This window comes from Streptomyces sp. NPDC046931, assembly GCF_040644655.1.
In the GTDB taxonomy this organism is placed as follows: Bacteria; Actinomycetota; Actinomycetes; order Streptomycetales; family Streptomycetaceae; genus Streptomyces.
Genome location: NZ_JBEYWX010000010.1, coordinates 131620 through 153054, shown reverse-complemented (window position 1 = coordinate 153054; position 21435 = coordinate 131620). Strand labels below are relative to the sequence as shown.

Sequence of the window (21435 nt, the reverse complement as noted above, 5' to 3'; positions counted from 1 at the left end):
AGCGGCCGTCGGCCACCGGGGGCGGGCCCGCGGACAGGGAGAGACGGCCGTGCGGGTGTCGCGAAGGGGGAACAGGACCGCGGGGAAGGCGATGGGGGCCGTGCATCGCACCGCGCGGGCTCACGTGTCGCGATGCCCCTGCCGGGCGGGGCCGGAAGAGCGACGTTCGCGGTACGACCGGATCCGGCGCCACGGATCCATGGGGAACTGTCGCCAGTTGTAGAGCTGACGAACCATCAACGTCAATACAGACCGGTGAAGTTGAGACTCACACCTTCGGCACCGTTCCCTCACAACTCCCTTGACCCTGAGTGTAACCACCGGTAACTTCCTCGCACGGTCACTGCCGTGCCATGTGAAAGCCCTTGCACTCGCCGGGGGCGTGAGGAGACGTCGCACGGAAACCGCTGTCCGCGCCAGGACATCCGCCAGTGCAGCCCTACGCGCATTTCCTATGCCCAGGAGCAGACATGGCCTCGTCCTCGGACGCCACGGCGTCCCCCGGTTCCACCCCAGCGCACCCGGAAAGCGGTTCCGCCGCCGACGGGTTCCCCGCGAGACGCGGGCGGGTCCGCCTCCGCCGCGCCGCGGTGATGGCGGTGCCTGCGACCGCGATCGCCGCGGGTCTCGCGATCACGACCGCCCAGGGGGCGCTGGGCGTGCAGTTCGCGATCTCCGGCATGCCCTTCACGGTCACCGCCGCCGACCTGGACGGCACCGGCTTCGAGCAGTTCGGCGACCTCGACACGATGGCGGAGGACAGCCCGAACGCCGGCGGCACCGGCGGCCAGGTGCTGGTCGTCACCTCCGTGGTGAAGAACGCGACGCTCACCAAGCTGTGCCAGAGCGTCGACCTGGGCGGGACCAACCTGTACATCACCGCGGGCGGCGGCAGGAACAAGGTGGCCGCGAGCGGTCTGACCACCGACTCGACCGTGATGTCCGGCGACGCCGCCTTCCACGGCATCGAGATCGGCAACGACGCGAGCACACTGGACAAGGGCGGCGTGAAGGGCGCCAAGGGTGTCTTCAGCCAGCAGGCCGACACGGTGCACATCGACAATCTGCGGCAGACCGACTACGCCACCACGGCCGGTGTGTTCACGCTGCCCGGCCTCAGGCTCGGCTTCAACGACACGGGGTGCTGATGTCCGGCCGGGCGAGATCCGCCTTGCGGAGCCGGCGGGTGAGCCGCCCCTTCTGGGGCGGGCTGCTGCTCGCGCTGGGCGGGACGGAGATCCTCCTCACGGAGAAGGCGTCGTTGAAGGTGATCGTGCACATCGGCATGCAGGGCCTGGCAGGCTATCTGCTGCCGGTGGTGATGCTGCTGTGCGGTCTGCTGATCCTCTTCAACCCGGCGCAGCGGCTCTTCTACTCGATCGTCGGCGTCCTGGTGTCCCTGGGCACCTGGCTCACGTCCAACCTCGGCGGGTTCCTGATCGGCCTGCTGCTGGGCGCGACGGGCAGTTGTCTGGCCTTCGGCTGGCTGCCGGACCAGGAGCCACGCCGACGCCTGCTGCGCCGCCGGCGCACGGAGCCCCCACCGTCGGCCCGGCCGCGCTCTGACCCCCGGCGGGCGGGATCCGGTCGCCCCGCCACCCCGCACCCCGGGCCCCGGGCAGTCGCATCCGGGCTCAGGGCTCCCGCTTGGAGGTCACCGCGAAGCGGGCACCGTCCGGGTCGGCCAGGACCGCCTCCTCGGCCCCCTCCTCCCACTGGAGCACTTCCCCGTCATGGGTACGGGCGGCCCGTACGCAGGCCTCGACGTCCGCGACCGCGAAGTTCACCTGCCAGTGCGGGCGGACCGTGGGGTCGGGCGCCGACTCCACGGCGCCCGAGTGGATTCGCGCCACCACCGCGCCCCCGCTGCGCAGGACGACCTCGTCACCGTCGTACTGCACCTCGCAGCAGCCCTGGCGCGAGGAGGCCCAGTCCAGGACCTCGCCGTAGAAGATGGCGGCGTCGAAGGCGTTGCGGGTGTGCAGCCGTATGAAGGTGGGGGCGGCCTCGCGCCACACCTCCCAGTCCGTGATGAGCCGGCCCTCCCAGATGCCGAAAACGGCCCCGTCGCGGTCCGCGAGCAGGGCCGCCCGCCCGGGTGGCAGCGAGAGCGGTCCGACGGCCGTCGTGCCGCCGCGCTCGCGGCAGCGCGCCGCCACGTCGTCGGCGCTCGGGACCGCGAAGTACACGGTCCAGGCCACGGCCATCTGCCACATCGAGGCCACGGCCGCGATCCCGGCGACGGGCACCCCGTCCACCTGCGCGACCCTGAAACGGTCGCCGAGGCTGTTCGGCCGCCACTCCCAGCCGAACACGGCCCGGTAGAACTCCTCCGTGGTCTCGACGTCGCGTGTGGTCAGACTGACCCAGCACGGCGCGCCGAACACCGCGTCACTGGAGACTCCCCCCTTGCCACTCGTCTCGTTCTTGGCCATGCCCACACACCGCCCGGTTTCGAGGGGAGGCGCCGGCACCTCTCCCTTCGCTCGCTCAGGGCATCCGGGTACCCCGATCGTGCCTCTGCAAGGATGCGTCACGGCGGCCCGGACGTCATCCGGAGCGTGGCCGACCGGGGGCTCTAGGCCCGGAAGTACAGCGAAACGAGAGGCGGCGTGTACGGAGAGTCACCGTCCGGACGGTGGATCAGCAGCGGCCGGCCGGGGCGGGAGGCGTGACGTCGGCGACCGACCGGGGCCGGCGCCGGTTCCGTCCCGCGCATGATCCCGCGCCCCGCCGGGGGCGGGGCGCGGGCGGCCGTGTCCCCGGGGGGCCGGGGCACCGCGGGTCGGGCGTACGGGTCAGTCCAGGCCGGCCGACTTCAGCCAGGCCTTGGCGACGTCGAGCGGGTCCTTCTCGTCGAGCTGCACCTGGCCGTCCAGGTCGCGCAGGGCGGCGCTGTCGAGCTTGGCCGAGACAGCGTTGAGCGCGTCGACCCCCTTCTGCGACAGCCCCGACTTGGAGACGAGCGGCTGCACGTTCTCGAACCCGAAGAGGTTCTCCGTGTCCTGGAGGACGACGAACTTCTCCCTGGCGATGGTCGGGTCCGTGGTGAAGATGTCCGCGACCTGCACGGTGTTCTTCTGCAACGCGGCCTGGGTCAGCGGACCACCCGCATCGAGCGCCTTGAAGGACTTGAACTCCAGTTTGTACACGGACTTCAGGCCCTCGAGGCCCTGCTTCCGGGCCTGGAACTCCGGCGAAGCGCCGATGACCAGGTCCTTGGCGGCGTCCTTGAGGTCCGCGATGCTGGACTTTTCGGTGAGGTGGTACTTGTTCGCGGTCGCCGCGTTGAGGGTGATCGAGTCCTTGTTCTGCGCTGGCGCGGGGTCGAGCAGCGTCAGCTTGGAGTCGAGCTTGGCGTTGATCGCGGCCGTCGTGGCGGCGACCGTCTTCGGGCCCGCTTTCTTGTCGAGGTAGGCCAGCAGGGCGCCGTTGTACTCCGGAAGGACCGTGATGGAGCCGTTCTTCAGCAGACCGTAGGTGGTCTCGCGGCTGCCGATGTTGGGCTTGTAGGTGACCTTGATGCCCTTGGCCCTGAGGGCCTCGCCGTAGATGTCGGCGAGCAGGATGCTCTCGGCGAAGTTGTTGGAGCCGACGACGACGGTGTCACCGCTCGCCTTGTCGCCCGAGAGCGGGTTGTCGGACTTGGTGCCGGAAGACGAGGAACACCCCGCGAGCAGTGCCGCCGTGGCGGCGAGGGCGACGGCGGCCGCACCGGGGAGTCTCCTGCTGGACGTGCTGGTGTTCGCGGTAGAAGTCACGATTCCCGTTCCGGGCTGAGGGGTTGGGGCAGGACGTGGCACATGTGTGCGGGCGTGCGGGCACCGCACTCACTGATCCAATCCAGCCGGTTCCGGGTCAGTCAAGTCCATTCTGGTCACCGATTGGCCTCGGTGCGTGGCTGGTTGACGAACAGTGCGGGCCCGGGGGGCGGGCCCGCACGCCGTCAGGCACTTCTGCGCACCCCCGGGGACACGGCGACGCGGGTCGCCGCCCAGAACACCGTGAGCGTCACCAGCGCCAGAACCGCCACCAGCGTGGCGCCGCCCACGACCTTCTCGTAGTCCCGCTGGTAGAGCCCGTCCACGATGTACCGCCCGAGACCGCCCAGGCTGACGTACGCGGCGATGGTGGCCGTGGACACGATCTGGATGGCCGCCGACCGCAGCCCGCTCAGGATCAGTGGGAGCGCGACGGGGACCTCCACCTGCAACAGGATCCTCGGCTCGGTCATGCCCATGCCTCGTGCGGCGTCCACCGGGGACGGGTCGACGGAGCGCACGGCCTCGTACGTGGTGACGAGGATCGGCGGTACGGCGAGCACGACCAGCGGGATCATCACGGGCAGCAGTCCGAGCCCGAGCAGCACGAACATCAGCACCAGCAGTCCGAAGCTGGGCAGTGCCCGCGCGGCGGTCGCGACGAGGGCCAGCACATTGCCGCCGCGCCCGGTGTGGCCGGTGAGCAGGCCCACCGGCAGCCCGATGGCGGCGGCGACGCAGAGTGCGATGAGCGAGTACTGGACGTGTTCGAGCAAGCGATGCGGGATGCCGTCGTAGCCGTGCCAGTGGGCACTGTCGCTGAAGAAGGCGTTGACGAAGTTCAGTACGTTCACCGGGCCGCCTCCTCCCGTGCGACGGCGGCCGGTTCGGGCCGCGCGGCTGTCTTCCGTATCGGGCGCGTGCCGCGTGGCATCCAGGGGGTGAGCAGCACGCGGACGAGCACCAGCAGGGCGTCCACGAGAATCGCCAGGACGGCCGTGGTGACCACGGAGTTCACCGCCAGCGCGGGCCGGTGGTAGAACATCGCGTCGGCCAGCAGGTTGCCGAGCGCGCCCTGGTTGCCGATGAGGGCGCCCACGCTGACCAGGCTGATGCTGGAGACGGTCGCCACCCGCAGCCCGGCGAGGATGGCGGGCACGGCGATCGGCAACTGCACCTGGACATAACGGCGCAGCGGCCCGAAGCCCATGGCGGTGGCCGCGGCGAGGGTCTCCTGCGGCACCGAGCGGACACCGTCGACGATCGCCGGGACCAGTACGACCAGGCTGTAGACGGCCAGCGGAATCATCACGGTGAGTTCGGTCTGGCCGGTGTAGTCGATGAGGACGACGAAGAACGCCAGCGACGGGACGGCGTACAGCACGGTCGTCACGCCGAGCACCGGCGGGTACAGCCAGCGGAACCGCGCGCACAGCTGCGCGACCGGCAGGGCGGCGACCAGCCCGGCCAGCACCGGCAGCAGGGCCTCCCGCAGATGCAGTCCGATCAGGCCGAGCCAGCTGTGCTGCAGGTCGCTCGGGATGTCGAAGTACCCGGTCATCCGGCGACCTTCGCGTCGTCGCGGCCCTCGGCGTGGGCGCTGCGGATGGCCTCGCCGATGGTCTGCTGCGAGACGGCGCCGATCACCCGTCCGTCATCGCCCACGGCGACGGCCCAGCCGGTGGGCGAGAGCACGGCGGCGTCGAGCGCGGCGCGCAACGAGTCCCTGCCGTGGACGAACGGCCGTCCGCACGGCAGCAGCCGCTCCGTCTCGATCCGCCCGGCGACCAGGTCCTTCGGCTCGCCCCAGCCGAGCGGACTGCCGTCGAGGCCGGTGACGAGGAGGTAGGGCGTGTCCGGGTCGGTGCGGGAGGCGATCTGTTCGGCGGTGGAGTCGACGGCGACGATCGGTGTCTTCTTCAGCTCCAGCGTCTCGGAGGTGAAGAAGGACAGGCGCCGGATGCCCCGGTCCGTGCCGAGGAAGTCCTCCACGAAGGAGTCGGCCGGGGAGGAGAGCAGTTCGGCGGGCGGGGCGTACTGCGCCAGCCGGCCGCCGGTGCGCAGTACGGCGACCATCGTGCCGAGCCGGATCGCCTCATCGATGTCATGGGTGACGAAGACGATGGTCTTGCCCAATTCGTCCTGAATCCTCAGGAGTTCCTCCTGGAGGCCCTTGCGTACGATCGGGTCGACGGCGGAGAAAGGCTCGTCCATCAGCAGCACCGGCGGGTCCGCGGCGAGCGCCCGCGCCACGCCGACACGCTGCTGCTGACCGCCGGAGAGCTGGTACGGGTACCGCTTGGCGAGCGAGTCGTCGAGTCCGACCCGTTCCATCAGCTCCCGGGCGCGTGCCCGGGCCCGGTCCTTGCTCCAGCCGAGCAGCCGGGGCACGGTCGCGATGTTGTCGACGATGGTGCGGTGCTGGAAGAGGCCGGCGTTCTGGATGACGTAACCCATCGAGCGGCGCAGCGAGTTCACCGGCTGCCGGCTGATGTCGACGCCGTCGATGGTGATCGTTCCCTCGCTCGGCTCGACCATCCGGTTGATCATGCGAAGGGTCGTGGTCTTGCCGCAACCGGAAGGGCCGACGAGGACGGTGATCGAGCGGTCGGGTAAATCCAAAGACAGCCGGTCGACCGCCACCGTGCCGTCCGGGTACCGCTTGGTGACTGAATCTATCCGTATCAAAGCGCCGAATACCCTTCGGGTGTGGCAGGAGCGGCCCGATCCCCGGCCGATGTCGCACGGGCCGTTGCGAGGAGAGTCTAGACGGCGGCCGTTTCCGCACTGAGCCGGTGACTTCACGTGTCGAGAGCGGCGTCCCCGCCCGGGCGCCGTCGCCGTCAGGCCCTCGGAGCCCCCGGAGCCCTCGGAGCCCTCGGAGCCCTCGGAGCCCTCGGAGCCCCCGGAGCCCTCGGACCGAACGTGCCGTCCACCCGTTTCGCGTTGACGCCGCTGACGTACCGTGCCCCGCAGCGGTCCTGCGGCAGCACCAGTTGGGGCCCCGACCGGTCGAGCGGGGTGTCGTCGATCCTGGCCGCGAGCAGCACGGGCGCGCGGCCGAAGTCCGGGTCGGTCTCGGCCCGGGTCAACAGGGCGTGATGACCGTCCGCGCCGGTCACGGCGATCAGGAAGCGCAGCCGGTCCCTACGGCGGGCGGGGTCGAAGCCGGGCCCCGCGGCCGAGAGCACGTCGTACAGCAGCGGGCCGGTGAACCGGTGGTGTCGTACGCCGCTGGTGGCGCACTCGAAGCTGACCCGCACCCGGTGCTGGGGCCAGGCGCCGAGGTCCGGCACGGTCAGGCGGGCCGGACGCGCGAGGTCCCCGCTCAGTGCGAGCTCCGCCGCCGGTCCGGTGCCGGCGGCCGGCCGCGTCGGGGACTGGCTCACGGGCCACCACCTCCGTGGGCAACGGCGCCCGCGCGACGACCCCGCACAAACGCATGTGCACCCCCGAGCCTGACGCCGCCCTGGCTCCTGCGGCACCCGGCGGCCCTCTCCCTCGCAGATGCGGGAAGGCCCCCCAGGCTCCACAGGCTACCCGACAGGCTCCACAGGGTCGCCCGGTGTCAGCCCTCGCCCGCGAGCAGCCGCAGCGAGATCGAATTGATGCAGTACCGCTGGTCCGTCGGGGTCGGATAGCCCTCGCCCTCGAAGACATGCCCGAGATGCGATCCGCAGCGGGCGCAGCGCACCTCGGTGCGGACCATCCCGTGCGAGCGGTCCTGCACCAGTTCCACGGCGTCGCTGTCCTTCGGGTCGTAGAAGCTCGGCCAGCCGCAGTGCGACTCGAACTTCGTGCCGGAGGTGAAGAGTTCGGCGCCGCAGGCGCGGCAGGAGTAGACACCCTTGGTCTTGGTGTCGGTGTACTCGCCCGTGAAGGCGGGCTCCGTCGCGGCCTGGCGCAGGACCGCGTACTCGGACGGCGTCAGCTCCGCGCGCCACTGCTCGTCCGGCTTCTCCACGTCGTACGCCATGCTGTGTCAGCCCCTTACTTCGACAGACGGTCCAGGATGCGCGGGCCGAGGTCCGTGACGTCGCCCGCGCCCATAGTGAGAACCAGATCCCCCGGCTTCACCATTCCCGCCACGGTCTCGGGGACCTCGGCCTTGTCGTGGACGGACCGCACCTGCGCGCCCGCCGCCCGGGCCGCCGCGACGATCAGCTCGCTCGTCACTCCCGGGATCGGGTCCTCGCGGGCCGGGTAGATGTCCAGGACCACGGAGGTGTCCGCGAGGGCCAGTGCCTCGCCCATCTCCTTGCCCAGCTCCTGGGTGCGGGAGAACAGGTGGGGCTGGAAGACGACCAGGATGCGGGAGCTGTCGGCGGCGCCCCGCATCGCCTCCAGGTCCGCGGTCATCTCCGTGGGGTGGTGCGCGTACGAGTCGATGACCTGGACGCCCGCCTCCTCACCCTTCAGCTGGAGGCGCCGCTTGACCCCCGTGTACGCGGCCAGGGCGAGGGCCAGCTCGGACGCCGGGACCCCCAGCGCCACGCCCGCCGCCAGGGCCGCGACCGCGTTGTGCGCGTAGTGGCGGCCCGGGACGGAGACCGTGAAGGTCAGCTCCGTCCCCTCCAGGTCCACCGTCACCCGGCTCTTCAGGCCCTGCGGGACGACCGAGAGGATACGGACGTCGGCGTCCTCCGACTCGCCGTACGTCACCGTCCGCACCGAGCCGTCCAGCCGCCGCGTCAGCTCACGCGCGCCTTCGTGGTCGGCCGTGACCACCAGCGTGCCGCCGGGGACGATCCGGCCCGCGAAGGTCTGGAAGGACTCGTAGATCTCCTCCAGGGACGCGTAGTTCGCGTGGTGGTCCAGCTCGACGTTGAGGACGATGGCGACCTCGGGCGCGTACTTGTGGAAGCTGCGGTCGCTTTCGTCGGCCTCGGCGACGAAGATGTCGCCCTCGCCGTGCAGGGCGTTGGAGCCGGGGCCGTCCAGGTCGCCGCCGATGGCGTACGAGGGAGCGAGGCCCAGCTCGGTCAGGGACACCGCCAGCATCGACGTGGTGGTCGTCTTGCCGTGGGTGCCGGCGACCGCGATCGGGCGCAGGCCGTCCATCAGGCGGGCGAGCGCGTCGGAGCGGTGCACCACGGGGATGCCCAGCTCCGCCGCGCGCGTCAGCTCCGGGTTGTCCGCCCGGATCGCGGAGGACACCACGACGCAGGTGGCGTCGTCGGCGAGGTGCTCGGCGGCGTGTCCGATGTGCACGGTCGCGCCCAGCGCCCGCAGGGCCTCGGCGGTCGCCGAGTCCTTCGCGTCACTCCCCGCCACCTTGGCTCCGCGCTGTGCGAGGATCTTGGCGATGCCCGACATTCCGGCGCCGCCGATGCCGATGAAGTGCGGTCGGTCCATGGCGGTAGGAAGGCCGGGGGCCATGTGCGTCTCCCTGGAGTGGTGCGGCGAACGTCGAGCGGCACACCACCCTAGCCGTATCGCGCGCGCGACAGCCCGTCCGTGCCGCTCACGCCTTGCTGTGCGAGAACAGCTTCAGCACCGGCACGCCGACCTTGTGCCGGGCCCTGGACGCCCAGTCGCGGTGGAAGAACTCCTCCACGTAGTGGGGATCGGTCAGCACGATCACCTCGTCCGCGTCGACCTCGTCGACCAGCGTCTTCAGCGCATCGAGCGGATGCTCCTCGATGAGGCGGCCCTCCGCCTGGCTGCCGGCCGTCCGCAGGGCGGTCAGGGACACCTCCAGGGCCTGCTGCCCGAGGGCCGCGGCGTCCTTGCCCTCCGGGGTCTCCCGTTCGTGCGCGGCCTCGTCCAGCTCGCCGAGGGCGATGTCGTCGATGGCTCGCAGCAGGCGGTCGGCCTGGTCGCCGCGCGGCTGGAGCAGGACATGGAAGGCGACGGCCTCCTCACCGTGCAAGGTCGTCACGAACTCCACGTCGGCCGACGTGAGGGCCTTCTCGATCATCAGTACGCTCGTGAACACGGCAGGCGCCCCTTCCTCCTCCGAGGGCCCCGCCGGGGACCTCTGTCGTCCGCGGGCCGTCAAGGCCCTGCGGAAACCATCCTGCCCCGGGACGGCACGGGATGAGCAAGATCTAACTGGTGTGCCTGCCGGAGATCGAGCGGAAGGGACCGCTCCATGCACCGCAGGGACCGCCGCCGCGTCAGGGCCGGCGGTAGCGGCTGAAGAGGAACCCCTCCTCCTCCAGCAGCGACACCAGCTCGAAGCGCCTGGGCACCGCGACCGAGGGGCCCCCGGCGATCCGCTGCGCGTCACCCGCCGTGAGTGTCGGGGAGACCGTCAGGCACAGCTCGTCCAGAACCCCCGCGGTGATCAGCTGCCCCAGCAGGCGCGGGCCGCCCTCGGTCAGCAGCCGGGTCATGCCGAGGTCCGCCAGGGCGCGTACGGCGCGGTCGGGGTCCACGCCCATGCCGTCCCCCGCGATCACCACGCGGGCGCCGGCCTTCTCCGCCGCGGCCACCCGGTCCGGCGCCGCGGCCGCGCCGGTCAGCACCAGCGTGGGGGCCAGGGGCGAGGTGAACAGCGGCCACGAGAAGTCCAGGTCGAGGCTCGCGCTGACCACGGCGATCGCGGGCGCGGGGGCCTGTCCGGCCGCCTTGCGCAGGTCCGCGAAGGCGGCACGCGCGCGCGCCGGGCGGTAGCCCTCCTGCCGTACCGTCTCGGCACCCACGAGCACGACGTCCGCGAGCCCTCGCAGCGTGCCGAAGATCCGCATGTCGGCGGTGCCGGAGATGGGCTGGGAGCGCCCCTCGTGCTGTGCGGCGCCGTCCAGGGAGGAGACCATGTTGGCGCGCAGCCAGGGCTCCCGGGCGCCGGGGCCGGGCTCGGGGTAGGCGTACGCGGCGGCCAGCTCCTGAAGGCTCCACTCCCGGTCGTCGCGATCTTCCGCGGGGCGTCCGCCCACCGGGGCGGCGCCCGTGGCCTCCGCGTCCCCGGAGGCCGTGCCGGCCGGCCGGGTCGCTGTTTCGTCGGTCACAGGGAACAGGCGTCGCATGACGTGCAGTGTGGCACGGCCTTTAGCATGGGGAACCGTGTCCTCATCCTCCGCCGCCTCCGGGATCGAACCGATAGTCGAAGCGGCCCCGCTGTCCCTGTGCGCCCGCGAGCCGCACGTTGCCGCCGACCGGCTCGTCGCCGAGATGGTGCCGCCGCCGCGCTTCGACTCGGTCCGCTTCTCGACGTACATCCCGGACCCGAACCAGCCCAGCCAGAGCGAGGCGGTACACGTCCTCGAAGGCTTCGCCACGGGGCTCGACGGCGCCCGGCCCGCGCCCGTCAGGCGCTCGCTGCTCGGCTTCGGGTTCGGCAAGGCGAAGGCGCCGAAGGTCCCGGCCGGCCCCCGCGGTGTCTACCTCGACGGCGGCTACGGCGTCGGCAAGACCCATCTGCTCGCCTCCCTGTGGCACGCGACCCCGGCGGAGCCCGCGCTCAAGGCCTTCGGCACCTTCGTGGAGCTGACCAACCTGGTCGGCGCGCTGGGCTTCCAGGAGACCGTCCGCACCCTCTCCGGGCACCGTCTGCTGTGCATCGACGAGTTCGAACTCGACGACCCCGGCGACACCGTCCTCGTCTCCACCCTGCTCGGCAAGCTCGTCGAGGCGGGCGTCGCGCTCGCCGCGACCTCCAACACCCTGCCGGGCAAGCTCGGCGAGGGCCGGTTCGCCGCCGCCGACTTCCTGCGGGAGATCCAGGGCCTGTCCGCGCACTTCCGCGCGCTGCGCATCGACGGCGAGGACTACCGGCACCGCGGCCTGCCCGAGGCCCCGGCGCCCTTCACCGACGAGCAGGTCGGCAAGACGGCGTACGCCACCGAGGGCGCCTCGCTCGACGCCTTCCCGGACCTCCTGGAGCACCTCGCCCGGGTCCACCCGAGCCGCTACGGCGCGCTGACGGACGGGCTGAAGGCCGTATGCCTGACCGATGTCCGGCCGGTGCCGGACCAGTCGACGGCGCTGCGGCTGGTCGTGCTCGCCGACCGGCTCTACGACCGGGAGGTGCCCGTGCTCGCCTCCGGACTGCCGTTCGACCAGCTGTTCAGCGAGGACATGCTGAAGGGCGGCTACCGCAAGAAGTACTTCCGGGCGATCTCCCGTCTCACCGCCCTCGCCCGTGACGCAAAGGGTCTTGTGAAGGCGTAACAGTCCCAAACGGTTGTGCGCCACCGGCGCGTTCCCGCCATCCTCACCTCGGTTTTTGGGCTCTCCTTTACCTGAAACGTGAAGTTGACCCTGCAAATGAACCGGCCGGGTTAATGTGTTGGTCAAGACATCCATGACGGACGCACGCGGCGGGGAGGGGGGCGCATGGTGCACGGCACGACGGTCCGATGGGTGCTGACGGCCCTGTCCGCCGTCCTGCTGGCCCTGCCGCTCTGCGCGCCCACCTCCTTCGCCTCCGCGTCCCGGACCCATGCGACCGCCGCCGGCTCCACGGAGCCGGCCACGAACAAGCGCGCGGACGACGCGGACGAGGCCGTCACCCGCGGCGGGATCGGCCATCCGACGGGTCGCACCGGCCCGCTGCGCACCCGCGACCGCCACCGCACGGCCGCGGCACCCCTCCCGGGGGCCCCCGCGCCGACGCCGTCGGCGTACGACGCCCCGGCCGGACCGGCGGCCGCCCGGCCGGCCTCGCCGCGCATATCCAGACCCTCGACCACTCACACCGAAGCGGCACTCCAGGTGTTCCGCTGCTGAGCCACCCGCCCGGTACGGACTGACACCGCCCTCCCCTCACCACGCCACGTTGGCCGAGCGCGTCGACGTGGGGCCATGTCGCCGTACCCGCATATGCCACGTTCTCGTACACCGACGCGCCGAACGAAGCGCGCCAGGAGGAACTGACAATGCAGCCCCTCATCGATCACGCCCGTGCGCACGGACAGCGCCCGGAGAAGTTCGCCCGGCTGGCCGAGGGCCAGTCCCCGCAGGTCCTGTTCATCACCTGCTCCGACTCCCGGGTCGTGCCCGCCCTGATCACCGGAGCCCGGCCCGGTGAACTGTTCGAACTGCGCACCGCGGGCAACATCGTCCCCCCGTACGCCTCCGAGCACCCCACCAGCGAGGCGGCCACCATCGAGTACGCCGTGGAGGTGCTCGGCGTCCGGGACGTCGTCGTCTGCGGCCACTCGCACTGCGGTGCCGTCGGCGCTCTGGTGCGCGGCGACGATCTGACCGCCGTCCCGGCCGTGCGCGACTGGCTCGCGCACGCCGCGCCCGAGCCCCGGGCGGCCGACGCGGACGACCCGGCGGTCGCGGACGCCGTACAGAACCATGTGCTGGCCCAGTTGCTGCGTCTGCGGTCCTATCCGTGCGTCGAAGAGCGCCTGACGCAGGGCCGGCTGCGCCTGCACGGCTGGTACTACGAGGTGCACACCGGGGCCGTGCGCGAACACCGCACCGCCACCGACACCTTCGAAGCCCTGTGAGCGGCCCGATGACCAGGTTCCCTTTTCTCAAGCAGGACTTCGCCGCCTCCCTCGTCGTCTTCCTGGTCGCGCTCCCGCTGTGCGTGGGCGTGGCCGTCGCCTCCGGTGTGCCCGCCGAACTCGGGCTGGTCACCGGCATCGTGGGAGGCATCGTCACCGGGACCCTGCGCGGCAGCAGCCTCCAGGTCTCCGGACCGGCGGCCGGGCTGACCGTGCTGGTCTCCGAAGCGGTGCGGGAGTTCGGACTGCCGGTACTCGGCGTGATCGTGCTCGCCACCGGTGTGCTCCAGCTCGCCATGGGCGCGCTGAAGTTGGGGCGCTGGTTCCGCGCCATCTCGGTCTCCGTCGTGGAGGGCATGCTCGCCGGCATCGGCCTGGTGCTGATCGCCGGACAGCTCTACGCCCTGGTCGGGGCGAAGGCCCCGGCCTCGGGCCTGGGCAAGATAGCCGGACTGCCCGGGGCGCTCCTCGACGCGCTCCTAAGTACCCGTGCGCTGGCCTCCCTGGCACTCGGCGCGGGCACCATCGCCGTCCTCGTGCTGTGGAAGCACATGCCGCGCGTGATGCGCACGCTGCCCGGTCCGCTCGCCGCGGTCGGCGTCGCCACCCTCGTCGCCGTGATCCTCGGCCTGCCGGTGGCCACGGTCGAGGTGAAGGGGCTGCTGGGCTCGATACAGCCGCCCTCCCCGAGCGCCTACGGCGAACTGGCGGACGTGGGCCTGCTCGGCACGATCGTCGCGTTCACGCTGATCGCCTCCGCCGAGTCCCTCTTCAGCGCCGCGGCCGTGGACCGCCTCCACGACGGTCCGCGCACCGAGTACAACAAGGAGTTGATGGCGCAGGGCACCGGCAACACCGTGTGCGGGCTGCTCGGCGCGCTGCCGATGACCGCGGTGATCGTGCGCAGCGCGGCCAATGTCCAGGCCGGCGCCCGCACCAAGGCGTCTCGGGTGCTGCACGGCGTGTGGCTGCTGCTGTTCGCGGCGCTGCTGCCGTCCGCGCTGGCATACATACCGATACCCGCGCTCGCCGGCGTCCTCGTGTACTCCGGAGCCAAGCTCGTCCCCCTCCGGGCGCTCGTGGCCCTGTGGCGCGAGCACCGGGGCGAGGCGTTGATACTGCTGGTCACCGCGGTGTCCATCGTGGCGATCAGCATGTTCGAGGGCGTGCTCATCGGGCTCGCCCTGGCCATCGTGAAGACGGCGTGGGAGGCCTCGCACGTCCGGCTCGAGGTCATCGACAAGGGAGCCGGACCGGTGCAGGCGTATCTGTCGGGCAACGCGACGTTCCTGCGGCTGCCGAAGATTCTCGAGAGCCTGGAGGCACTGCCCCAGGACCGGCCGGTGGAGCTGGACCTGACCGGCCTGCACCACCTGGACCACGCCTGCCGTACGGCCCTGGAGAACTGGGCGGAGCGGCACAGCGCGGCCGGGACGGAACCGGTGCGGATGACGTCCGGCGGCTGACGCTCCGGAGCCGCCCGGCCCCGGCACAAGGGCCCGCCGGTGCGGTACCGGCGGGTCCTCGCTCATGCGGCCTCGGCGGAATTATCGTGGCAAGTGCAGATGTACCGGATGTACCGGATACACCTGACCTCTCGGTGAGGAGGTCGTCATGCTCTCTGAGGTGGTGGGCGCCCTGCTGGGGCTCGGCGCCGTGGGGCTTGTGTATGTGTCCGCGGCGGCCCGGGTGGTGAAGCAGTACGAGCGTGGGGTCGTGTTCCGCTTCGGACGGCTCCTCGGCTCGCCGAGGCCGCCGGGTTTCACCGTGATCGTTCCCTTCGTCGACCGGCTGCAAAAGGTCAACATGCAGATCGTGACCCTGCCGGTCCCGGGGCAGGAGGGCATCACACGGGACAACGTGACGGTGCGCGTGGACGCGGTCGTCTACTTCAAGGTGATCGACGCGGCCAACGCGCTCATCCAGGTCGAGGACTACCGGTTCGCGGTCTCGCAGATGGCACAGACCTCGCTGCGCTCGATCATCGGCAAGAGCGATCTGGACGACCTGCTGTCCAACCGGGAGAAGCTGAACCAGGGCCTGGAGCTGATGATCGACAGTCCCGCCGTGGGCTGGGGCGTGCAGATCGACCGGGTCGAGATCAAGGACGTGTCGCTGCCGGACACGATGAAGCGGTCGATGGCCCGCCAGGCGGAGGCGGACCGCGAGCGCCGGGCTCGCGTCATCAACGCGGACGCGGAGCTCCAGGCGTCCAAGAAGCTGGCGGAGGCCGCCGGGGTGATGTCCCAGCAGCCCGCCGCGCTCCAGCTGCGGCTGCTCCAGACCGTCGTGGCGGTCGCGGCGGAGAAGAACTCCACGCTGGTCCTGCCCTTCCCGGTCGAGTTGCTGCGGTTCCTGGAGCGGTCGGGGCAGCCCGAGGGCGTGGCGGGGCGAGGCGGGACGCGATCGGCACCGGAAACCTCGGTCGCGGTCCCGGCGGCCTCCGACGCCCCGGAGCGGTTGGCCGCGGGCATGTCGGCACCGCAGGCAGGAGAGGAGGCGACGCCGGACCTTTCCGGAGAGACCGCCGAGGCGGCTGTGCACGGGCTCGCCCAGGCCCCGGTCGGCGAAGGCGCCCACGCTCCTTCGGGCGAGGCGCCCCCGGAGCTGTGGGCGGAGCCCCCGCCGGAGGATGTGCCGCCGCCGCCCCGGCACAGTACCCCCGCCTCACCCACCCACGACGACTGAACCGCTCCCACAGACCGCTTGACGATCTGCAGGAGCTTCCCACCGGCGCCCGGCGCCCGAAGACCTCCTCATCGGCCAGGGCGCGCGGTGGTCTGGGCCGGCACGCACCGCTTGTCGCATCGGCGGGCCGTCGGGGAGCCCGACGCGGCCTGGTGCACGGGGGCTGAAGGCCGGGCGGGTGACTTCACCGGTACGCCGGCCCGGCACACCGGCGCGATGGCCGTGGCACCGCAGGTCCGCCCATACGTTGGTGCGGTGATCTCTCTTGTACGACGCATCGCCGCCGTAGGCGTGGTCGGCGCCGTCCTGGCCGCCTGCGAAGCCCCGAACGCTCCACAGGGCCCCGAGCGGCCCTCGGCGCGCTCCTCGGCGCCGGCCCCGGTGTCGTCCTCGGCGGCCACCTCCGGGACGGCGACGCTCGCGCCCGGGTCCGGCGGCCTGATGCCCGTCTTCAAGAGCGCCCGGACGCAGGAGAAGGCCGTCGCCCTCACCTTCGACGCGGACATGACCGCGGACGAGGGGCCGCGGGCGGCCGACGGTGAGCGCTTCGACAATCCCGGGCTGATCGACGCGCTGCGCGAGTTGAAGGTGCCGGCCACCGTGTTCATGACGGGCCGGTGGGCCGACCAGTACCCCGAGGAAGCGCGGGACATCGGCCAGGACCCGCTCTTCGAGGTCGCCAACCACTCCTACAGCCACTACTCCTTCACCGACGGCTGCTACGGACTGCCGGTCCTGCCCGAGTCGCGGATGCGCTCGGATGTGGAGCGTGCCTTCACCTCGATCCGCAAGGCGGGCGTCGCCCACCCGATGCCGTACTTCCGCTTCCCCGGGGGCTGCTACGACAACCGGGCCCTGCGCGCGCTCAGCCCGCTCGGTGTCACCTCGGTCCAGTGGGACGTGGTCAGCGGGGACGCGTTCGCGACGAACGCGGACGCGGTGGCGCGGCAGGTGCTGCGAGGGGTGCGGCCCGGTTCCGTGGTCGTCATGCACTGCACACGGAGCGCGGCTCCGGTGACCGAGCCGGCGGTGCGGGCGCTGGTGCCCGAGCTGCGCAAGCAGGGTTACCGGTTCGTCAAGGTCTCCGAGCTGATGGGGGCGCCGGGCGGAGGCGGCTAGACCCTGGCCGGCTGCGCCTACGCCGGGGCATGAGCGACCACTGCGATACGGGGGCAACGCCGGCAGTGACCCCGGCGCCCACGGCGGACGGCCCGCCGTTCGCCGAGTGCGTGCTGTGCCGGGAGCCGACCGAGTACCCGGAGTCGTACAAGGGGATCACGTTCTGCCCGGTCCGCACATGGCAGGAGGCACAACGCGCGGCCTGCTCCGGCTGACGCCCAGGCGACCGCGCCGATGACCCGATCTTCCGGCTGGCACACTGGGCGTCGTGAGCAGTGACCAGACCCCCGCAGCGTCGGCGGACTCCCCGCACGGCGGCCAGGACAGCCCCTTCCGCTCCGAGCGCACCCCACGCGACGCGGCGCCGCAGTTCGTCCTGCCGCTGGTGGTGCGCATCGAGCGGGCCGCTCCCCCGGCGCGTACGGACGCGCTGGAGACCGCGGCGCGTACCGTGCTGGTGATCCTCGGCGACGAGCGCTCACGGGGCGAGGGAGAGTGGGCCCGGGCGATGCGGGACTGGCAGGACGCGCGGATCCGCAAGGTGGTGCGCCGGGCGCGTGGCGCGGAGTGGCGCCGGGCCGAGGCGCTGCCCGGCATCACGGTCACCGGCAAGTCGGCGGAGGTACGGGTCTTCCCGCCCGTCCCGCTGGACGGCTGGCCCAAGGACCTGGCCCGGCTCCAGGTCTCGGGCACGGACCTGGAGGACCCGGAGCCGCCCCTCGCGCCCGACCCGTCGGCACCGGTGCTGTGGTTGAACCCGGAGCTGGAGATGTCCGCGGGCAAGGCGATGGCCCAGGCCGGTCATGGCGCTCACCTCGCCTGGTGGGCCCTGCCGGATGACGAGCGCGCCGCCTGGCGCGAGACCGGCTTCACGCTCCAGGTCCGCACGGCACCGCCGTCCCGCTGGCGTGAACTGACCGCGTCCGGCCTGCCGTTGGTACGCGACGCGGGTTTCACGGAGATCGCCCCGGGCAGCTGCACGGTGGTGGCGGACCACCCGGCCCTGCGCCGAGGCTGAGGTCCGCTCGGCCGGGGCGGCTCCGAGGCGGCACATGGGCCTCCTTGGTGACAGGATCGGCCTTATGGGCACCGAGACGGACTGGGTGTACCGAGTGTTCGAGCCGCACGGCTCGGAGGGATGGCGCCCCTACGGCAGCGACCCGGAACGATGGGCGGGGACGATCTCCGCCGCCGGTTCGAGCCAGGGCGCCCAGTATGCCGTCGCCCTCGTCGTCGCCGACCTGATGACCGAGTGGAAGGTGCGCGGCCTCCCCCGGGCACGGCATGTGCGGGTCTTCCTCTGGCGCGACGAGGAGGGCGACGAGGCGGACGCGGACATCATCGTGGAGGTCCGGCCGGATATTCACGCTGTGTGACGAATGGGTGTCCGCCTCAGCAGTGCGGCTCTTTGTCGCCGGGGGCCTGGCCGCTGATGACGGCTGCCGCGCGCCGCAGCTCGGTGAGGACCGTCCGCACGGCCGTGCGCGCCGCGTGTTCGGGGCGATGGAGTGCGTCGATATGACGTCGTGCGCTGACGCCGACCAGAGGTCTGAGGGCCACTCCGACGTGCGGGCGGGCGGTCCAGCGCGGCATCAGGGCGATTCCGGCGCCGGCCGCCACGACCTGGGCCACCACGGCGAACTCGTTGATGCGGTGGGCTAGGTGGAGGCGGCGGCCCGCCGCGGCGGCGATGGCCTCGATGGTCGCCATCAGCGGGAAGCCGTCGTGGACGGTGATCCAGGGCTCGTCGGCCACATCGCGCGGGCTCAGCCGCGGCTTGGCGGTCAGGGGGTGGCCGGTGGGCAGGGCGACGTCGAGCGGTTCGTGCAGCAGGGCGGTGACGGACACGGTCTGAGGCCAGGGCGCGGCATGGTCGAGGCGGTGGGCGAGGACGATGTCGTACTCACGGGTCAGGGGCGGGAAGTCGTCCTGGGCGACGTCCTCGTCGGCGAACGCGAGCCGCGGGGAGCCGGGGGCGGCCAGAGTGCGCACCAGATGAGGCCAGAAGGCCGCGGCGGCGCTGTGGAAGGCCGCCACCGACACCGAGCCGTCGGCCCGGCCGAGGAAGTCCTCCACGCTGTGGCGGGCTCGGGCCAGGGCGGTCTCGACGTCGATCGCGGCGTCGGCCAGAGCGCGTCCGGCCGGGGTGAGCACCAGGCGCCGGCCCTCGCGCTCGGTGAGCGGAACGCCGACCGAGCGCTGCAACAGCCGCAGCTGCTGGGAGATCGCCGAAGGGGTGACCCTCAGCGCCTCCGCCGCCGCCGTGACGCTGCCCAGTTCTCCCAGCTCGCGCAGGACCCGTAGCTGTCTCTCGTCCACCGGGATATTGTAGCTCTGCTAAAAGTTCACTTCAGAAGTTGGTACTTGGCTTCATTGTGCTGGTCGGGCACCGTGAGGGGCATGCCTGACACACGTCGAACCGATCTGGTGCTCCTGCTGGTCGCGATGGTCTGGGGCTCCAGCTATCTGGCGGCGAAGACGGCCGTCGGCGCCGCCCCGGTCCTGGCGGTGCTGTTCCTGCGCTACCTGCTCTCCGCGGTGCTGAGCCTTCCCCTGGTGCTGGCCGCCGCGCGGCGACGGCGGGTCCCCTGGACGCGGGAGGAGATCCGCATCGGGTTCGTTCTGGGCCTGACCCAGACGGCGGTCCTGGTACTGGAGATGTACGGGGTGGCGCACACGAGCGCCGCGAACGCGGGGCTGCTCATCAGCCTGACCCTGGTGATCACGCCGCTGCTCGATCGCTCGGGCGGCCGCGGCAGGGTGCCGCCGCGCTTCTTCCTCGCCGCCGGCGTGTGCGTCGTGGCGGTCGGCCTGCTCACTTCGGTACACGGGTTGCATGCTCCCGGGGTGGGCGACGTCCTGATGCTGGCCGCGGCTGTGGTCCGAGCCGTCCATGTGGCCCTGGTCGGGCGGCTCACCGTGGGCCGTTCACTGCGGCCGCTTCAGCTGACATCCCTCCAGACCGTCGTCGGGGCGGTGCTGTGCCTCGCACCGGCCGCCGCGGCAGGTCTGCCGACGCCGGCTCATGTCACCGCCGGCACATGGGTGCAGTTGGTCTATCTCGCCCTGTTCTGCAGCGTGTTCGCCTTCCTCGCCCAGACATGGGCCATCCAGCGCACCTCCGCGAGCAGGGCCAGTCTCCTGCTGGGCACCGAACCCGTGTGGGCCGCCGCCATCGGCGTCGGCATCGGCGGCGAGCACCTGACCGCTCTCGCCGCCCTCGGCGCGGTGCTGATGGTGGCCGGGACCTACTGGGGGCAGGCCATCGAGCAGGCCCACCGCGCCTTGGAGGGGACGAAGGAGAACGACACCTGTCGGGCCACGACGCTGAGCAGCGCCTGATCCGCCTCCTCGGACCGCACCACGACGCGGTACGGCTCATCGGCCCGTCCCGTCGTACGTGTAGCAGGTCACCCAGGTCGTATCGATCTGGACCGAGGAGCCCGGGGCCGCGTAGTTGCCGCCGAGGCTCGACTCGTTCTGGAGCACCCAGGCCGTGGCGTCGGGGTTGTCGCCCGCTACCTGGCCGATCCGGCGGCCGTCCAGGTAGAAGGTGACGCCGGACGGGGTGATCTCGTAGGTGCTGGTGTGCCAGTCGGTCCACCGGCCGGGGGCGTCCGCGTTGTACTCGCTGAAGCCGTGGACGAAGGCGCTGATCGGGTCGTAGGCGAAGTTCTCGCCTGCCTCCGGGAAGTCGATCTCACTTTCGGCATAGCGCAGATGGGCCATCTTGTAGCCGTCCAGCGTGCCGTGGACGCGCCAGCGCTCGCTGAACTTGCCGTAGCGGATGTCCATGCATCCCAGCGGCACCAGTGCGGCCACATGGTTGTCGCCGGTCGGCGGCCGGTACATGCGCACATGCAGCTGGCCGTCGCCGGCGGGGGACGGGCCGATCCAGGTGGTGTCGTCGGCGCGGTACTCGCCGCCGAAGGTGCGGGTGTTGCCGTTGGAGTGGTTCTTGGGGTTCGCGGTGTCGTACCAGCCGCGCGGGTAGGCGCCGAACGACCAGTACACCGACCCCGGCCCGGTGCCGTACTTCCGCAGACCGGCGCATTTGAAGTCGCCGTCCCCGGCGCAGTAGGAGAAGGCCCCCAGGGGGATGCGCTGCCCGTTGAAGTTGTCGGCGAAGACCTGGTGGAAGGGCCCGCAGTCACCGTGCGGCATGACGGTGTCGAGGGTGTGGCAGGCGTCCTGGGACGGCGTTGCGCCCTGCGCCTGCGATGGCATGAGGAGGGCCGCCACGAGCGCGGCGGGGGCGAGGGCGACGACACCGCGCAGGCGGTGCGCGAGGGGGCGACAGCGCATTGTGATCACGGATCTTCCTGGTGAGCCCGGGCTGCGAGCGGCGTGGCGGCAGGCGCGGGCTTGAGGGCCGCCGCGCGGTGCCGCATGGTCAGCAACAGCTGTTCCTGGAGATCGCGGGCGCCAGGGCCCCCATTGAGGTGAAACTGCGCCCCGACCGC

General features: G+C 71.7%; 23 protein-coding genes and 1 pseudogene. 12 read left to right on the top strand and 12 right to left on the bottom strand.

Annotation, left to right across the window (positions count from 1 at the left end; all coding sequences use genetic code 11):
• Nucleotides 1–470 precede the first annotated feature (470 nt).
• Nucleotides 471–1148, top strand: coding sequence for a DUF6230 family protein (locus tag ABZ876_RS19815; RefSeq protein WP_361782427.1), 678 nt, complete (start codon nt 471–473; stop codon nt 1146–1148).
• Nucleotides 1148–1534 (top strand): annotated as a pseudogene (locus tag ABZ876_RS19810) (DUF6114 domain-containing protein); the annotation flags it as partial. The gene ABZ876_RS19815 and the pseudogene ABZ876_RS19810, both read left to right, overlap by 1 nt.
• A 100-nt stretch (nt 1535–1634) precedes the next feature.
• Here ABZ876_RS19810 and ABZ876_RS19805 read toward each other — a convergent pair.
• From ABZ876_RS19805 to ABZ876_RS19760, 10 genes are all read right to left on the bottom strand, one after another.
• Nucleotides 1635–2435 (bottom strand): VOC family protein, encoded by an 801-nt coding sequence (locus ABZ876_RS19805; RefSeq protein ID WP_361782424.1) that lies wholly within the window; start codon nt 2433–2435, stop codon nt 1635–1637.
• Between the two features lie 363 nt (nt 2436–2798).
• A complete protein-coding gene (locus tag ABZ876_RS19800) occupies nt 2799–3761 on the bottom strand; it encodes an ABC transporter substrate-binding protein (RefSeq protein ID WP_361782421.1) in 963 nt (320 codons plus the stop codon).
• Between the two features lie 185 nt (nt 3762–3946).
• Nucleotides 3947–4615: an ABC transporter permease gene (locus tag ABZ876_RS19795; protein WP_361782418.1), complete on the bottom strand. Its 669-nt coding sequence runs from the start codon at nt 4613–4615 to the stop codon at nt 3947–3949.
• Nucleotides 4612–5322 (bottom strand): ABC transporter permease subunit, encoded by a 711-nt coding sequence (locus tag ABZ876_RS19790; RefSeq protein ID WP_361782415.1) that lies wholly within the window; start codon nt 5320–5322, stop codon nt 4612–4614. The genes ABZ876_RS19795 and ABZ876_RS19790 overlap by 4 nt, the downstream gene beginning before the upstream one ends.
• Nucleotides 5319–6449: an ABC transporter ATP-binding protein gene (locus ABZ876_RS19785; protein ID WP_361782412.1), complete on the bottom strand. Its 1131-nt coding sequence runs from the start codon at nt 6447–6449 to the stop codon at nt 5319–5321. The genes ABZ876_RS19790 and ABZ876_RS19785 overlap by 4 nt, the downstream gene beginning before the upstream one ends.
• 155 nt (nt 6450–6604) lie before the next feature.
• Nucleotides 6605–7150: a molybdopterin-dependent oxidoreductase gene (locus tag ABZ876_RS19780; protein ID WP_361782409.1), complete on the bottom strand. Its 546-nt coding sequence runs from the start codon at nt 7148–7150 to the stop codon at nt 6605–6607.
• 179 nt (nt 7151–7329) lie between these two features.
• Entirely contained in the window at nt 7330–7737 is a 408-nt protein-coding gene (gene msrB / locus ABZ876_RS19775) for a peptide-methionine (R)-S-oxide reductase MsrB (protein WP_361782406.1), read from the bottom strand.
• A gap of 14 nt (nt 7738–7751) precedes the next feature.
• Complete coding sequence (gene murC / locus ABZ876_RS19770; RefSeq protein ID WP_361782403.1) at nt 7752–9140, bottom strand: UDP-N-acetylmuramate--L-alanine ligase; 1389 nt, start codon at nt 9138–9140, stop codon at nt 7752–7754.
• A gap of 85 nt (nt 9141–9225) precedes the next feature.
• Nucleotides 9226–9699: an indole-3-glycerol phosphate synthase gene (locus tag ABZ876_RS19765; RefSeq protein ID WP_361782400.1), complete on the bottom strand. Its 474-nt coding sequence runs from the start codon at nt 9697–9699 to the stop codon at nt 9226–9228.
• A 181-nt stretch (nt 9700–9880) separates the two neighbouring features.
• Complete coding sequence (locus ABZ876_RS19760) at nt 9881–10732, bottom strand: pyrimidine reductase family protein (RefSeq protein ID WP_361782398.1); 852 nt, start codon at nt 10730–10732, stop codon at nt 9881–9883.
• A 37-nt stretch (nt 10733–10769) separates the two neighbouring features.
• Between ABZ876_RS19760 and zapE the strand changes: the two genes are divergently transcribed.
• The 9 genes from zapE (at nt 10770) to ABZ876_RS19715 (ending at nt 18348) form a co-directional block, all read left to right on the top strand.
• Nucleotides 10770–11876 (top strand): cell division protein ZapE, encoded by a 1107-nt coding sequence (gene zapE, locus ABZ876_RS19755; protein WP_361782395.1) that lies wholly within the window; start codon nt 10770–10772, stop codon nt 11874–11876.
• A gap of 165 nt (nt 11877–12041) precedes the next feature.
• A complete protein-coding gene (locus ABZ876_RS19750) occupies nt 12042–12434 on the top strand; it encodes a hypothetical protein (RefSeq protein ID WP_361782392.1) in 393 nt (130 codons plus the stop codon).
• 149 nt (nt 12435–12583) lie between these two features.
• Entirely contained in the window at nt 12584–13165 is a 582-nt protein-coding gene (locus ABZ876_RS19745) for a carbonic anhydrase (protein WP_361782390.1), read from the top strand.
• Nucleotides 13166–13173: 8 nt separating this feature from the next.
• Nucleotides 13174–14631, top strand: coding sequence for a SulP family inorganic anion transporter (locus tag ABZ876_RS19740; RefSeq protein WP_361782387.1), 1458 nt, complete (start codon nt 13174–13176; stop codon nt 14629–14631).
• Nucleotides 14632–14779: 148 nt separating this feature from the next.
• Nucleotides 14780–15853, top strand: coding sequence for a slipin family protein (locus ABZ876_RS19735; protein WP_361782384.1), 1074 nt, complete (start codon nt 14780–14782; stop codon nt 15851–15853).
• Between the two features lie 255 nt (nt 15854–16108).
• A complete protein-coding gene (locus tag ABZ876_RS19730; RefSeq protein WP_361782381.1) occupies nt 16109–16972 on the top strand; it encodes a polysaccharide deacetylase family protein in 864 nt (287 codons plus the stop codon).
• 29 nt (nt 16973–17001) lie between these two features.
• Nucleotides 17002–17187, top strand: a complete 186-nt coding sequence (locus ABZ876_RS19725) for a hypothetical protein (protein WP_361782378.1) — start codon at nt 17002–17004, stop codon at nt 17185–17187.
• 53 nt (nt 17188–17240) lie between these two features.
• Nucleotides 17241–17990, top strand: coding sequence for an aminoacyl-tRNA hydrolase (locus ABZ876_RS19720; protein ID WP_361782375.1), 750 nt, complete (start codon nt 17241–17243; stop codon nt 17988–17990).
• Nucleotides 17991–18054: 64 nt separating this feature from the next.
• A complete protein-coding gene (locus tag ABZ876_RS19715; RefSeq protein WP_361782372.1) occupies nt 18055–18348 on the top strand; it encodes a hypothetical protein in 294 nt (97 codons plus the stop codon).
• 16 nt (nt 18349–18364) lie between these two features.
• On the opposite strand, the gene ABZ876_RS19710 is transcribed toward ABZ876_RS19715, so the two are convergent.
• Nucleotides 18365–19291, bottom strand: a complete 927-nt coding sequence (locus tag ABZ876_RS19710) for a LysR family transcriptional regulator (RefSeq protein ID WP_361782369.1) — start codon at nt 19289–19291, stop codon at nt 18365–18367.
• 81 nt (nt 19292–19372) lie between these two features.
• Here ABZ876_RS19710 and ABZ876_RS19705 point away from each other — a divergent pair, with 81 nt between their 5' ends.
• Nucleotides 19373–20314, top strand: a complete 942-nt coding sequence (locus tag ABZ876_RS19705; RefSeq protein ID WP_361782366.1) for a DMT family transporter — start codon at nt 19373–19375, stop codon at nt 20312–20314.
• A gap of 36 nt (nt 20315–20350) precedes the next feature.
• On the opposite strand, the gene ABZ876_RS19700 is transcribed toward ABZ876_RS19705, so the two are convergent.
• Nucleotides 20351–21286: a glycosyl hydrolase family 16 gene (locus tag ABZ876_RS19700; protein ID WP_361782363.1), complete on the bottom strand. Its 936-nt coding sequence runs from the start codon at nt 21284–21286 to the stop codon at nt 20351–20353.
• Between the last annotated feature and the right edge of the window lie 149 nt (nt 21287–21435).

Coding starts and splice junctions, on each gene's coding strand:
- ABZ876_RS19715 (WP_361782372.1), top strand. CDS start 18,055: ATGGGCACCGAGACGGACTGGGTGTACCGAGTGTTCGAGCCGCACGGC.
- ABZ876_RS19815 (WP_361782427.1), top strand. CDS start 471: ATGGCCTCGTCCTCGGACGCCACGGCGTCCCCCGGTTCCACCCCAGCG.
- ABZ876_RS19750 (WP_361782392.1), top strand. CDS start 12,042: ATGGTGCACGGCACGACGGTCCGATGGGTGCTGACGGCCCTGTCCGCC.
- ABZ876_RS19760 (WP_361782398.1), bottom strand. CDS start 10,732: ATGCGACGCCTGTTCCCTGTGACCGACGAAACAGCGACCCGGCCGGCC.
- msrB (WP_361782406.1), bottom strand. CDS start 7,737: ATGGCGTACGACGTGGAGAAGCCGGACGAGCAGTGGCGCGCGGAGCTG.
- ABZ876_RS19790 (WP_361782415.1), bottom strand. CDS start 5,322: ATGACCGGGTACTTCGACATCCCGAGCGACCTGCAGCACAGCTGGCTC.
- ABZ876_RS19745 (WP_361782390.1), top strand. CDS start 12,584: ATGCAGCCCCTCATCGATCACGCCCGTGCGCACGGACAGCGCCCGGAG.
- ABZ876_RS19805 (WP_361782424.1), bottom strand. CDS start 2,435: ATGGCCAAGAACGAGACGAGTGGCAAGGGGGGAGTCTCCAGTGACGCG.
- ABZ876_RS19735 (WP_361782384.1), top strand. CDS start 14,780: ATGCTCTCTGAGGTGGTGGGCGCCCTGCTGGGGCTCGGCGCCGTGGGG.
- ABZ876_RS19725 (WP_361782378.1), top strand. CDS start 17,002: ATGAGCGACCACTGCGATACGGGGGCAACGCCGGCAGTGACCCCGGCG.
- ABZ876_RS19705 (WP_361782366.1), top strand. CDS start 19,373: ATGCCTGACACACGTCGAACCGATCTGGTGCTCCTGCTGGTCGCGATG.
- murC (WP_361782403.1), bottom strand. CDS start 9,140: ATGGCCCCCGGCCTTCCTACCGCCATGGACCGACCGCACTTCATCGGC.
- ABZ876_RS19740 (WP_361782387.1), top strand. CDS start 13,174: ATGACCAGGTTCCCTTTTCTCAAGCAGGACTTCGCCGCCTCCCTCGTC.